Origin of the sequence: Streptomyces sp. NPDC001922, from assembly GCF_042891165.1 — a bacterium.
In the GTDB taxonomy this organism is placed as follows: Bacteria; Actinomycetota; Actinomycetes; order Streptomycetales; family Streptomycetaceae; genus Streptomyces.
In genome coordinates this window covers 84,166-96,870 of sequence record NZ_JBIASV010000003.1, presented here as the reverse complement: position 1 = coordinate 96,870, position 12,705 = coordinate 84,166, and the positions used below count along the sequence as shown (strand labels likewise).

Annotated in this window: 9 protein-coding genes; 5 read left to right on the top strand and 4 right to left on the bottom strand. The window is 71.4% G+C overall.

Annotation, left to right across the window (positions count from 1 at the left end; genetic code table 11):
• Positions 1-16: 16 nt before the first annotated feature.
• Positions 17-190, bottom strand: coding sequence for a CsbD family protein (locus ACFYYR_RS05945; protein WP_388847387.1), 174 nt, complete (start codon positions 188-190; stop codon positions 17-19).
• A 758-nt stretch (positions 191-948) separates the two neighbouring features.
• Between ACFYYR_RS05945 and ACFYYR_RS05940 the strand changes: the two genes are divergently transcribed.
• The 4 genes from ACFYYR_RS05940 (at position 949) to ACFYYR_RS05925 (ending at position 9,008) form a co-directional block, all read left to right on the top strand.
• Complete coding sequence (locus ACFYYR_RS05940; protein ID WP_388847385.1) at positions 949-2,100, top strand: mechanosensitive ion channel family protein; 1,152 nt, start codon at positions 949-951, stop codon at positions 2,098-2,100.
• Between the two features lie 333 nt (positions 2,101-2,433).
• On the top strand, positions 2,434-4,053 hold the full coding sequence (locus tag ACFYYR_RS05935) for a diaminobutyrate--2-oxoglutarate transaminase family protein (RefSeq protein WP_388847383.1): 1,620 nt from the start codon (positions 2,434-2,436) through the stop codon (positions 4,051-4,053).
• 1 nt (position 4,054) lies between these two features.
• The gene (locus ACFYYR_RS05930) at positions 4,055-8,173 is read left to right on the top strand and encodes a Pls/PosA family non-ribosomal peptide synthetase (RefSeq protein ID WP_388847381.1); all 4,119 of its coding nucleotides are present in this window, start codon (positions 4,055-4,057) and stop codon (positions 8,171-8,173) included.
• A gap of 283 nt (positions 8,174-8,456) precedes the next feature.
• Positions 8,457-9,008, top strand: coding sequence for an EF-hand domain-containing protein (locus ACFYYR_RS05925; protein ID WP_388847379.1), 552 nt, complete (start codon positions 8,457-8,459; stop codon positions 9,006-9,008).
• A 170-nt stretch (positions 9,009-9,178) separates the two neighbouring features.
• Here ACFYYR_RS05925 and ACFYYR_RS05920 read toward each other — a convergent pair whose 3' ends face one another.
• Complete coding sequence (locus tag ACFYYR_RS05920) at positions 9,179-9,634, bottom strand: VOC family protein (RefSeq protein ID WP_388847377.1); 456 nt, start codon at positions 9,632-9,634, stop codon at positions 9,179-9,181.
• A gap of 158 nt (positions 9,635-9,792) precedes the next feature.
• On the opposite strand from ACFYYR_RS05920, the gene ACFYYR_RS05915 reads away from it, so the two are divergent.
• The gene (locus ACFYYR_RS05915; RefSeq protein WP_388847375.1) at positions 9,793-10,782 is read left to right on the top strand and encodes a hypothetical protein; all 990 of its coding nucleotides are present in this window, start codon (positions 9,793-9,795) and stop codon (positions 10,780-10,782) included.
• A 117-nt stretch (positions 10,783-10,899) separates the two neighbouring features.
• On the opposite strand, the gene ACFYYR_RS05910 is transcribed toward ACFYYR_RS05915, so the two are convergent.
• Together ACFYYR_RS05910 and ACFYYR_RS05905 are read right to left on the bottom strand one after the other, a co-directional pair.
• The gene (locus ACFYYR_RS05910) at positions 10,900-11,829 is read right to left on the bottom strand and encodes an SDR family oxidoreductase (protein WP_388847373.1); all 930 of its coding nucleotides are present in this window, start codon (positions 11,827-11,829) and stop codon (positions 10,900-10,902) included.
• Between the two features lie 266 nt (positions 11,830-12,095).
• Entirely contained in the window at positions 12,096-12,356 is a 261-nt protein-coding gene (locus tag ACFYYR_RS05905) for a hypothetical protein (protein WP_388847371.1), read from the bottom strand.
• Between the last annotated feature and the right edge of the window lie 349 nt (positions 12,357-12,705).

Sequence of the window (12,705 nt, the reverse complement as noted above, 5' to 3'; positions counted from 1 at the left end):
CCGCGTCAGCAGGGCGTCAGTGGCCGAGCTTGTGCCTGGCCTTCTGCGCGTCCTCCTGCATGCCGCCCCGGAGCCTCTCGGCCCGGCCTTCCGCGGCCATACGGTCATTGCCGAGTGCGCGTCCGGCGGCTTCCTTCGCGGCTCCCTTCGCCTGTTCGGCGATGGCAGCGGTCCGCTTCTGCGCGGTCATGGTGGTCACTCCTCAAGGCTCGAGGTGTTTCTCCCTGACACGGGAGCGCGTGCCCGGGGCTCCGGCACGCAAACCGGCCGGCTGCCGGAGTTTCACCGGCGGCGGGGGAGTGGCGGTGGGACCGGGGCGCGTGCGGGGCGGGCGGCACGGACGGACCGGCTCCGCCGATGAGGGCATTCTCACCCGGGGCGTGAGCGCTCTTCCGGGGTAGGGGAAGCTCGCCCGGCGCGACGGGGGAGCGCACCGGGCGAGACGTACTGATCATGCCTCATCCCTCCTCCGAGCACACCAAGAATGCGATATTCCGCATACCGGAGTGCCGGACGGACACGGGGATCCCGTCACGGGCGTCGGCTCGTCGGGACCAGGCGGCCGGTGTGCGCACGAGGGTTGGCGCGGCCCCTGCGTCACCGTTGCTCCCGCCCGTCACGCTTCTGCGGTGTGGAGCACCCCCACTGACGGGACGACAAACACCGTCACCGCGGCCGGTGTCGTGAAACTCACGCCCGCTGAGCGGGGGTGCAGGCTCCGGACGCCGGTGAGCGGTCCGCGGTGCGTGCTGCGTACGGCAGGATGACAGGTCACGCGGGGCTGTCCGAACGGCCCTGACGTAGCAGTACTTTTCCGGAACGAACAGGTGACATGGTGACGACAGAGCGTGCCCAACACCCGACCGCGCGCGCCGCGGTGATGCCGGAGCGGGACTCCCGCGGCTCGGCCGGACCGGACACCCTTCCCGGTGTCGGGGGAGGCCGTCGATGATCCGGGCCCTCACCCTGCACGACGTGATCCTCGCCGCCGCCGCGATGGCCGCCGGCATCGCCGCCGGACTGCTGTCCCGGGTGGCGCTGCGCTGGCTCGGGGTGCGCGCCCAGAGCACGCGGTGGAGCGGGGACGACATCATCGTCGACGCGCTCCGGACACTGGTGCCCTGGGCGTCACTGACCGCGGGCGCCGCGGCGGCGGTCGGTGTGCTGCCGCTGAGCGGCACCATCCGGAACACCGTCCACCAAGTGCTGCTCGCCGGGCTCATCCTGGTGGCCACCGTCACCGCGGCGCGGGTGGCCACCGACCTGGTGCGGTCGCTGGCGCTGGCCCGTTCCGGCGTGGCCGGGTCGGCGACCATCTTCATCAACATCACCCGGGTCGCCGTGCTGGCGATGGGCATTCTGGTCCTGCTGCAGACCCTCGGTGTCTCGGTGGCTCCGCTGCTCACCGCGCTGGGCGTCGGCGGTCTGGCCGTGGCCCTGGCGCTCCAGGACACCCTGGCGAACCTCTTCGCGGGCGTGCACATCCTCGCCTCCCGCACGGTGCAGCCGGGTGACTACATCCGGCTCAGCAGCGGTGAGGAGGGCTACGTCGTCGACATCAACTGGCGCAACACCGTGGTGCGTCAGCTGCCGAACAACCTGGTCATCATCCCCAACGCCCAGCTCGCGGGCACCATCACCACCAACTTCCACCAGCCGGTACGGCAGATGTCGCTGACGGTCCTGGCGAAGGTCGGCTACGGCGCCGACCTGGAGCTGGTGGAGGCGGTGACCAACGAGGTGGCCGCCAAGGTGATGGCCGAGGTCGACGGCGGTGTCCCCGACTTCGAGCCGTCCATACGCTTCCACACGTTCGGGGAGTCCAGCATCGACTTCTCGGTCAACCTGGAAGCCTGTGAGTTCAGCGACCAGTACCTGATCAAGCACGAGTTCATCAAGCAGTTGCACCAGCGGTTCCAGGCCGAGGGCATCGAGGTTCCCTTCCCGAAGCGGACCGTGGTCCTGCACCACCAGGACGAGGAACAGCCGTCACGCGGGCGCAGGACGACGGCGGACACCGGGCTGCCGCCGAAGGCGGTGCTGCCCCTGCAGAAGACCGACGAGCCGCCGTCCGGGGGCAACGCGACCCTGGTGCACTGAGCCGACCGCGGGAAGGGGGAGCACCGTGCCGTCCCGGCGCGCGGGGGAGTGCTCCCCGCCGGAGGCTGTCGTCCGGCACCGGGGCGTTGCCTCGCGCACGGGACGGCATCACTTTGAGTGCGCTCCATGTCAACGGTGCGTGGTCCATGCCCGCGGTGTGTGGTCGTCGGGACGTCGCCCCCGCCCCGTGGCCCCGGAGAGTTCCCTCCCGGCCGACCAATCCGCATGCGCCTTTTGCTCCGTATTGAAGGTAGCGCTGAGCGGATGTGAGGCCCGGCCCGGCGATCCGCGCGGGTGACGGGTGGTGTGCGTGTCGCGCCGACCGTGAGCGCCGTGGACAGCAGCACCCCGCTTCTCACCGCACCGGAGAACGCGATGACGATCTTCCAGCAGTCCGACACGGCCGTCCGGCAGCCGGAAACGGCCGTCCGCACATCCGGTCCGACGACCGGCCCGCACGTCGGGACGGACGTCCCGGGGCCCCGCTCCGCGGAGCTCCTCGCCCGGCAGGAGCGCCGGGAGTCCAACGCACGGGTCTATCCGAGGCATCTGCCCATCGCGATCGAGGAGGGCTTCGGCAGCTTCGTCCGCGATCTCGACGGCAATGTGTTCATCGACTTCCTGGGCGGTGCCGGTGTGCTCTCCCTCGGTCACAACCACCCGGAACTGGTCCGCGCGGTCGCCGATCAACTCGGCCGCTTCACCCATGGCCTCGACTTCCCCACACCGGCGAAGGACGCCTTCACCGAGGCCCAGCTCTCCATGCTGCCGTCCCCGCTGCGGAGCCGGATGAAGCTGCACTTCTGCGGCCCGACCGGCGCCAACGCCGTCGAGGCCGCGGTCAAGCTCTGCAAGACGGCCACCGGGCGCGGCGACATCGTCGCGTTCCAGGGCGGCTTCCACGGGGGCACGCACGCGGCGATGGCGCTCAGCGGGACGGTGGCGCAGAAGCGGCCCGTCGCCAACGGGGTGCCCGGGGTCCACTTCTTCCCGTACTCGTACTGCACCCGGTGCCCGCTCGGCCTCAGCCCGGACACCTGCGAGACCAACTGCGTCGGCTACCTCGAACGGTCGCTCACCGACGGTCTCTCCGGCATTCCGCTGCCGGCGGCGGTCGTGCTCGAACTGGTGCAGGGCGAGGGCGGCGTCGTCCCCGCCGGCCCCGACTTCGTCCGCCGGGTCCGCGCCCTCACCCGGGACCTCGGCATCCCGCTCGTCGTGGACGAGGTCCAGACGGGCGGCGGACGCACCGGGACCTGGTTCGCCTTCGAGAGTTACGGTATCGAGCCCGACGTGGTCCTCGCCTCGAAGTCGCTCAGCGGTGTCGGCGCCCCGGTCGCGCTGATGCTCTACGACCGGCGGCTCGACGTGTGGGCACCGGGCGCGCACACCGGGACGTTCCGCGGGAACCAGCTCGCGTTCGCCTCCGGCACCGAAGCGATCAGGATCTTCCACCGGGACGACGTGCTGGGCAACGTCCGGCGGCGCGGCGCGCAACTGGAGGACGGGCTCGCCCCGCTGCGGAGCCACCCCTGGGTGCACGAGATCCGGGGCCGCGGCCTGATGTGGGGCATCGAGCTCGCCGAGCCGCGCGACGCCCGGCCCGCCGGTGACCTGGCCGCCCGGGTCCAGGAGCACGCCCTGCGGCACGGGCTGATCGTCGAACTCGGCGGCCGGGACGACTGCGTGGTGCGGATGCTCCCGCCGCTCAATGTGACCCCGGAGGTCATCGACACCGCCTGCGCCATCCTCGTCGACGCCATCGAGGCCGTCACCCCGGCCACGCCCTCGGCCACCCCGGTCACGCCCTCGGCCACCCCGACCACGCCGTCGGCCACCCCGGCCACGCCCTCGGCCACCCCGGTCACGCCGTCCACCACCCCGGACGGTGCCGGGGCGCCCCCGCCGTCCGCCGGGCGCCCGTCCGGCCGTCCCGCGTCCCGGACACCCTGAGATGCCCCGGCCGCCCGGCACCGGGGACGTGCCCCTCGACACCCCGGTGCGCCCGGTCCGCGATCCCGCGCAGGGCCCGGCCCTGCTGTCGCCCGGCTGCGAACAGGCCGTCCGCTGGCGCCCCGGCGAACGCCTCGAGCAGCTCTTCGAGGACCGGTGCGACCGGCTGCGGACCGCCGACGGACACAGCCCGCGGGCCGTGGACACAGGCGGCGAGAGCCTCACCTACGACCAACTGGACGCACGGGCCAACCAGCTCGCCCGCCACCTCGCGTCCCGCGGCGCCCGGCCCGGCGACCGGATCGCGCTCCTCCCCGGCCGGGCCGTGCACGCGTACGTGGGCATGCTGGCCGTGCTCAAGCTCGGAGCCGTCTATGTGCCGCTCGACGCCGCCTTCCCGGCGGACCGGCTCGCCTACATCGTGCGGGACGCCGGAGTGCGTCTGGTGGTGTCCGAGTCCCCGCTGCGGGACCGGCTCGGGCAGGTGCCCGCAGAGGTGGTCTGCGTCGACGATGCGGCGGCGGAGCTCGCCGCCGAGGACCCGCGCCGCTCCGTCCGCCCGGCAGCCGGCGACAGCCCGCGCGAGGACCTCTGCTACATCATCTACACCTCCGGCTCGACCGGCCGGCCCAAGGGCGTGGCGATCCCCCACGCCGCCGTCTGCAACTTCGTCCGGGTCGCCGCGGAGGTCTACGGCCTCCTCCCGCAGGACCGCGTCTACCAGGGCATGACCATCGCGTTCGACTTCTCCGTCGAGGAGATCTGGGTTCCGCTGCTGGTGGGAGCGACACTGGTGCCCAAGCCGGACGGCGTCGCGCTGGTCGGCCGGGAGCTGGGGGAGTTCCTCACCTCCCGGGACGTCACCGCGCTGTGCTGCGTCCCGACCCTGCTGGCCACCCTCGACGAGGACCTGCCCGGCCTCCGGTTCCTGCTGGTCTCCGGTGAGGCGTGTCCGCGCGACCTCGTGACCCGCTGGCACCGGCCCGGCCGCCGCTTCCTCAACGTCTACGGCCCCACCGAGGCGACCGTCACCGCGACCTGGACCCCGGTGGCCCCGGACCGGCCGGTGACCATCGGCGTCCCGCTGCCCACCTACTCCGCCGTCATCCTCGACCCGGCCGGCCCCCGGGCGCTGCCGCCCGGCGAACTGGGCGAGATCGGCCTCGCCGGAGTGGGCCTGGCCAGCGGCTACGTGAACCGTGCCGACCTCACCGACCGGGCGTTCATCCGCGACTTCCTCGGCATCCCCAACAACCCCTCCGGCAGGATCTACCGCACCGGCGACCTCGGGCGGGTGAACGAGGACGGCGAGATCGAGTACCACGGCCGTATCGACACCCAGGTCAAGATCCGCGGCTACCGGATCGAGCTGAGCGAGATCGAGTCGGTGCTGAGGAGCGCGCCCGGGGTCGCCCAGGCGGTCGTCGGCACCCACGGGACCGGTCCGGAACCGGTCGAACTCGTCGGCTACTACGTGCCCCGCCGGGACGGCTCGCCGGCCGACCGCCACCACATCCACGACCATCTGCGGGGGCGGCTGCCCGGCTACATGGTCCCCGCCTACCTGGAGGAACTCGCGGACCTGCCGCGGCTCGCCGGCGGCAAGACGGACCGCGCGCGGCTGCCCGCCCCCACCGGCCCCCGCTGCCTGTCCGGCCGGCAGCGGTACACCGCGCCGGCCGGCCCGGCCGAACGGACCCTGGCCCGTCTCCTGGCCGGAGTGCTGCACCTCGACCGGGTCTCGGCCGACAGCGACTTCTTCGCCGACCTCGGCGCCAACTCGCTCCTCATGGCCCAGTTCTGCGCCCGGGTACGGAGCCACGGCGAGCTGCCGCCGGTGTCCATGCGGGACGTCTATCTGCACCCGACGGTCACCGGCCTGGCCGCCGCGCTCACCCGGGAGCGCTCGGCCCCGGCCGCCGAGGCCCCCGCCCCGGCGCCGGTCCGCACCGCGCCCCCGGCACGCCGGCCGCAGTACGTCCTGTGCGGGACGGCGCAACTCCTGCTCTTCCTCGCCTACACCTACGTGGGCGCGTTCCTGCTGATCGAGGGCTACCAGTGGGTCGCGGCAGGTTCCGGCCTCGTCGACCGGTACCTGCGCGCCACGGTGTTCGGCGCCGCCGCCTTCCTGCTGATGTCCGCCGTCCCCATCGTGGTGAAGTGGGTGCTCATCGGACGCTGGAAGCGCCGCGACATCCGGATCTGGAGCCTCGGCTATCTGCGGTTCTGGACGGTCCAGACCCTGATCCGGCTCGACCCGCTGGTGCTGTTCGCCGGTTCACCGCTCTATCTCCTCTATCTCCGGGCCCTGGGCGCGCGGATCGGCCGGGGCGCGGTGATCCTCTCCCGGAACGTGCCGGTCTGCACCGACCTGCTCACCGTCGGCGAGAACACGCTCGTCCGCAAGGACGCGTACCTCTCCTGCTACCACGCCGAGAGCGGGTACATCCGGACCGGGCCCGTCACCCTCGGCCGGGACGTCCTGATCAGCGAGAGCACGGTCCTCGACATCGACGTGCAACTGGACGACGGGGCTCAACTGGGCCACGCCTCCTCGCTGCACGCCGCCCAGCGGGTGCCCGCCGGCCAGGTCTGGCAGGGCTCGCCGGCCGGTCCGGCGGACGCGGACTTCCGGACGGTGGAGCCCACGCGCTGCGGCACCCGGCGGAGGGTTCTCTACGGGACGGCGCAGCTGCTCACCGTGCCCTTCGTCTATCTGCCCCTGGCCCTGGGCGCCGTGGGCACCCTGATCCCGGCCTTCCTCTCCGCACCCGCATCGGCCGTGTCGAGCCCCGGCTTCTACCTCGACCAGCTGTTGGGCTCCCTGGTGCTGTTCTTCGGGCCCCTGCTGGCGGGGCTCGCCGTCGTCACCACCGTGCCGCGACTGCTGAACCGCGCCCTCGTCCCGGGCCGGGTCCATCCGCTCTACGGCTTCCACTACTCGGTGCAGCGGGCGATCTCCCGGATCACCAACACCAAGGTCTACCAGGGGATCACCGGCGACAGCGTGTTCATCGTGCACTACCTGCGGGCCGTCGGCTGGGACCTGACCCGGGTGGTCCAGACCGGCTCGAACTTCGGTGTGGAGCAGCGGCAGGAGTCGCCGTTCCTCACCGTGGTCGGCAGCGGGACGATGGTCTCCGACGGGCTGTCGGTCATCAACATCGATGTCTCCTCCACCTCCTTCCGCGTCACCCGGGCCGTGCTGGGCAAGGACAACTTCCTCGGCAACGCGATCGCCTACCCGGCGCGGAGCCGTACCGGCGACAACTGTCTCCTCGGCACCAAAGTGATGGTGCCCGTCGACGGCGCCGTCCGTGAGGGAGTCGGGCTGCTGGGGTCGCCGAGCTTCGAGATCCCGCGGTCGGTGCAGCGTGACAGCCGGTTCGACGCGCTCGACAGCGGTGAGGAACGGCGCCTGCGGCTGCGGGCGAAGACCCGGCACAACATCGGCACCATCGCTCTCTTCCTGCTGGTGCGTTGGATCGAGTTCTTCGGTCTGGTGCTGTGCGCCACCTTCGCCGCGGAGCACTACGGGCGGTACGGCGCGGTGGTGGTCACCGGGGCGACCGTGCTCGGACTGGCCTTCACCCTCGGCTCGTCCGTGCTGGCGGAGCGGGCGGTGGCCCGGTTCCGCCCGATGACCCCGCGGTTCTGCTCGATCTACGACCCGTACTTCTGGTGGCACGAACGCCACTGGAAGCTGAGCATGACACCGCTGTTCAGCGGCACGCCGTTCAAGAACCTGCTCTGGCGGCTGGCGGGCGCGCGGATCGGCCGCCGGGTCTTCGACGACGGCTGCGGCATGCCGGAACGGACCCTCGTCACCATCGGTGACGACTGCACGCTCAACACGGGCTCCACCCTCCAGTGCCACTCGCTGGAGGACGGCACCTTCAAGTCCGGCCGGATCGCCCTCGGCGACGGCTGCACCCTCGACACGGCCACCCTCGTCCACTACGGCGTCACGATGGGCGACGGTGCGGTCCTCGGCCCGGACTCCTTCCTGATGAAGGGCGAGGACGTCCCACCGCGGTCCCGCTGGCGGGGCAACCCGGCACGGGAGATCCGCGGCACTGCCGGGTCCGCGGGCCCCCGTTCCCCCGCCGGACGCCGCTGACGGGCGGAAGCGACCGGACGGGCGGACGGCCGGGAGGGATCGGCACCGGCGCCCGGCGCCCCGGTCCGGAGAGGATCGGGGACCACGGGAAACGGAGCATGAATGCGGAATGGCCGCTGAATGTACCGGCCCGCCGCGGGCGACACGAAGGAGGTAATCGCGTCACCTGATCGTGGCGGCCCGCAGTCATCAGCGTTCAGGGGAAATGGGCGCGCTGCTAGCGTCCCTGACCGACGGATGCTCCAACAGACCGTTTCTCGCGGTCTCTTCGGAAAGGCAGAGAATGGCCACTGCAGCAGCTGACGTCGTCGGAAGCAAGATCGAGAAGATCTTCAATGCCCTGGACACCGACCGGGACGGGCACATCGACTGGTCCGATTTCCAGCGTCTGATCGACGGGTTCACCGCCGAGTACCGGCTGAACCGGAACGACCGCCGGACCATGGCACTCCACGCCTCCTACGCGATGTTCTGGCAGGAACTCGTCCGCCACGCCGACGCCGACGGGGACGGGCGTCTCTCCAAGGACGAGTACATCGCGGCCTCCCGGAACGCGATCCTCGACACCAGCCGGTTCGACGCCGTCAACGGCCTCACCCACGCGCAGTTCGATCTCATCGACATCGATGGTGACAATCAGATCAGTCAGAGCGAGTTCAACAAGATGAGCACGCTCTGGGGAATTGCCGAGCCGGAGATGAAGGAATCGTTCCAGGCCCTGGACACCGACGGAGACGGGCACATCTCGCGCTCCGAACTCATTCGGGCCTCCCGTGAGTTCTTCCTCTCCAACGACCCGTCGGCGCCCGGAAGCATTCTCTTCGGCCGCGTCTGACGCCACCCACGGATTCCCTTCCGCACGCCCGGGCCGCCGTCACGGTGGCCCGGGCGTTGCCCTGTGTGGGGGTGAACGGCTCTCATTCGGACCGGACGTTCATGCCGGGGCCGCCAGGCGCACCGCGAGCCTCGCCGCGCGGCGAGGTCTCCGCGTGCCGGGCTCCACCCTCAGCAAACGCAGAACTCGTTGCCCTCCGGGTCCTGCAGCACCACGCCGTAGTAGTCCATCCCCGGCTCGTCCATGACCCGGAACACCGTGGCGCCGGCCCCGGTCAGCCGGTCCACCGTGTCGGTGACCCGCTGGGTGCGCACTGCCGGCGGGACGCCCCGCCCGCCGCCGACCCTCAGATCCAGATGCAGCCGGTTCTTCACGGACTTGGCTTCCGGGACGTACTGGAACCACACCCGGGGACCGCTCCCGGCCGGATCGACGATCGACTCCGGGGTCTCCCCGGCGCCCTCCGGCAACTCCTCCTCCGGCACACCCGAGTCGAGCCAGTACTGCCGCCAGGTGGCCTGCCCGCCCGGTGGGGGCTCGGGCACATACCCCAGGGCCTCGGTCCAGAACGCGACCATGCGCCGCGGGTCGGCGCAGTCGATCGTCAACTGCAGCGTCATCTCCATGCGGGCAGCCTGCCAGAGGGGTCCGACAATCCCGGGCGGACCGAAACCCGGGACGCCCGTACGGGGCAGCCGACGACCCGCCTGCGACGGTGGCATGCCCATGGTCTAGCGTGCTGATCGCTACGCGTGACAATGAAATAACCGAACGGGGACAGCACATGGCGAAGCGGACAGCGGGCCGCGCGGCTCTGATCGCCGGAGTGATGACGGTGGCCGTCCTGGCCTCCGGATGCAACGGCGCACTCTCGGCCAAGCGCGACCGGGACGACAAGCGCGTCTCGCAGCGCAAGCCGGCAACGGCGGCACAGGTCACGCGCGCCGACGCCGAGAAGGTCATGGACCGCTACGAGCGCGTCAACAACGCCGCCAACAAGAAGCAGGACGCCGGCCTGCTGGACACCATCGAGGCCGGAAACCTGCTGGAGCGCGACAAGGCGACCTACGAGCAGTTCGAGACCCTGTCGAAGAAGGACAAGGACGCCTACCGGCAGGGGTTCGCGTACCGCAAGCGCACCTACCTGATTCCGGCGGGTGCGAACTGGTTCGCGGTCACCGCCACGCCCACCTACTCCAAGGAGACCCAGCTCGTGGTCTTCGAGAAGAAGTCCGGCACCTGGAAGATGACGGCCTCCGTCTGGCCGAAGGAGGAACTGCCGGAGCTCGCCAAGGGGCCCGGTGGTCGCGCGGTGGCAGTCGACCCCGGCACGAAGAGCGGTCCGCTGGCGCCGAACGAGCTGACCAACGCCTATGAGGACGTGTTCGAGACCGGTGGCAGGAAGGGCGGCAAGGTCTTCGGCCCGTCCAGCACGCTGTCCGGAACGAAGAAGATCCACCGCGACCGCGGGAAGGAGCTGGGCCCGGGGGCCCGGGTGACGTTCTTCGAGACCGAGCCCGCCCACACCGAGACCTATGCGCTGAAGACCGCGAACGGCGGGGTCCTGGCCATCGCGCCGCTCTCCCACAAGATCGAGACGCTGGTCACCCGTCCGGGCCTGGAGATCACACCGTCCGACAAGGAGGCGGTCTACGACAGCCGCCGCCGCCCCGTTGTGATCACCGATCTGCACGGTCAGGGCCTGTTCCACCTCCCGGCCCGGGGCAGGCCGACCTCCCTCGACGTCACGTACGAGATCGTCGACTCGCGCTGACGGCTCCGGCATGCGCGTCCGGCGCGTCCGGCCTGCGCCCCCGGTTCCGCTCCCGGTCCCGGCCCCCTTTCCCTGGGTGCCGGGACCGGCGTGCGAACCGGGAGGTGCCGGTTCCGGTCAGCGGTAGCCGGTCACGTCGGCGGGCTTGCCCGGGTCCTGGACCTCCGTGAGGTAGCGCCAGGCGTCGGGACGGCTGCCGTCGAGGTCGGTGAAGCCGTAGACCTGGGCCAGCTGCCCGCTGGACAGCGACTTCCCGTTCCAGCGCGCCACCCGGGGATCCCCGGCGAGTGCCGCCACAGCCCGGCCGACGAAGGCCGGACTCTCGGAGATGGCGAAGTGCGGCGAACGCTGCGTGCCTTCACGCCAGTTCGCCTCGGTGACGCCGTAGGCCTCGAGCATCGCCTCGGACCGCAGCCAGCCCGGGGTGAGCGACACGGCCGTCGCACCGTGCGGTTCCAGCTCGTGCGCCAGGGCGAACGCCATGCGGTTCACCGCGGCCTTGGCCAGGTCGTAGAAGAACGAGACCCGGTAGTGGGTGGCGTTGTACGCGTCGGTCCCGTCGGTCACCTCGACCACCAGGCCGCCGGGCCTCTCGATGAGCAGCGGAATCGCGACATGGCTGGTGATGGCGTGGGTGTCCACCGCGAGCCGCAGCGTGTGCAGCCCGGTGTCCAGGGACGATTCCCAGACGGTCTTGTTCCACTCGATCTCGGCGCCCCAGATGTCGTTCACCAGCACGTCCAGCCGGCCCTGTTCGCTGCGGATGCGGTCCACCAGCGCGCGCACCTCGTCCGGCACCAGATGGTCCACCCGGACGGCGATGCCGCGCCCGCCCGCTTCGTCCACGAGGGCCGCGGTCTCCTCGATGGTCTCCGGCCGGTTCATCTCCGACCGCTGTGACCCGCTGGTGCGCCCGGTGATATAGACGGTGGCTCCCGCGGCGCCCAGCTGCACCGCGATTCCGCGCCCCGCACCCCGGCTGGCTCCGGAGACCAGGGCGACCTTGCCCGCCAACGACACCCCGATGCCTGCCGGTGAGGTCTCCATGCGGCCGAACCTAACACGAGGGCGACATTCCGCCGCTGATCCGGAACGACGGACATCCGTCGTCCGCGGCGCCGGCCCGTGTCCGTCCAGAGGTCTCCCCTGCCTCCGGTCTGCGAGACCTCCGGACGGATACGGTGCCTCGTGCCTTCCGGCGTGCCCTCATGGATCCACCAACAGCTCGGGGCGGCGGACGGCGGCGGTCCGGGTGGTCGGCGGACGGACGGTCAGGCTGTGTCGAAGCGTCCCATCAGCCCCCGCCGGCCCGCTCAGCGGTTGAACGCCGGGATTCCGAAGCGTTGCACGGTCCCGAGCGCTCCGTCGCCCTTGGCGTCAGTGCTGTTCACCGAGTAGACGAGGGTGCGGGACAGGTCGCAGGTGGCGGCGATGACGGTGTGGTAACCGGGGCGGGAGCCGGTCTTGGCGCACACCACCCTGCCGTTCACCTCGAGCCGCTCCAGGCCCGCGCTCCGGTTGGCACCGGGGATGTCCGGGACGGTGAACATCAACCGCAACTGCGGCTGCGGCACCACCTTCCCGCGGAACAGCGCGACAGGGAATCGCTCCAGATCCCGCGTCGTGGAGACTCGTCGCCTGCCTCACCGGCGGATGGGGCATGGACGGCCGGTGAGGCGGCGACATCGGGAACACGGCGCGCCCCGCGGGGGCCGGCCGGCGCGGGGCCTGCCCGGCAGCGGCGGCGTCGGGCGGAGCCGCGCGCGACCCCTCCTGCTACGCGTCCGGGGAGGACGACCCTCCGGCCCCACCGGTGCCCCGCCGTGCTTCGAGGGCCGCGATCGCCGCACGGATCTCACGGAGGGACACGGTGTCCTGGTCCCGCCGGGTCCGCCGACGGCGCGAAGCGTCCAGGCTCCAGGA

What these genes read in the sequence shown, in the direction of transcription:
- ACFYYR_RS05940 (WP_388847385.1), top strand. Translation starts at nt 949, where the DNA reads ATGATCCGGGCCCTCACCCTGCACGACGTGATCCTCGCCGCCGCCGCG.
- ACFYYR_RS05930 (WP_388847381.1), top strand. Translation starts at nt 4,055, where the DNA reads ATGCCCCGGCCGCCCGGCACCGGGGACGTGCCCCTCGACACCCCGGTG.
- ACFYYR_RS05925 (WP_388847379.1), top strand. Translation starts at nt 8,457, where the DNA reads ATGGCCACTGCAGCAGCTGACGTCGTCGGAAGCAAGATCGAGAAGATC.
- ACFYYR_RS05910 (WP_388847373.1), bottom strand. Translation starts at nt 11,829, where the DNA reads ATGGAGACCTCACCGGCAGGCATCGGGGTGTCGTTGGCGGGCAAGGTC.
- ACFYYR_RS05945 (WP_388847387.1), bottom strand. Translation starts at nt 190, where the DNA reads ATGACCGCGCAGAAGCGGACCGCTGCCATCGCCGAACAGGCGAAGGGA.
- ACFYYR_RS05915 (WP_388847375.1), top strand. Translation starts at nt 9,793, where the DNA reads ATGGCGAAGCGGACAGCGGGCCGCGCGGCTCTGATCGCCGGAGTGATG.
- ACFYYR_RS05920 (WP_388847377.1), bottom strand. Translation starts at nt 9,634, where the DNA reads ATGGAGATGACGCTGCAGTTGACGATCGACTGCGCCGACCCGCGGCGC.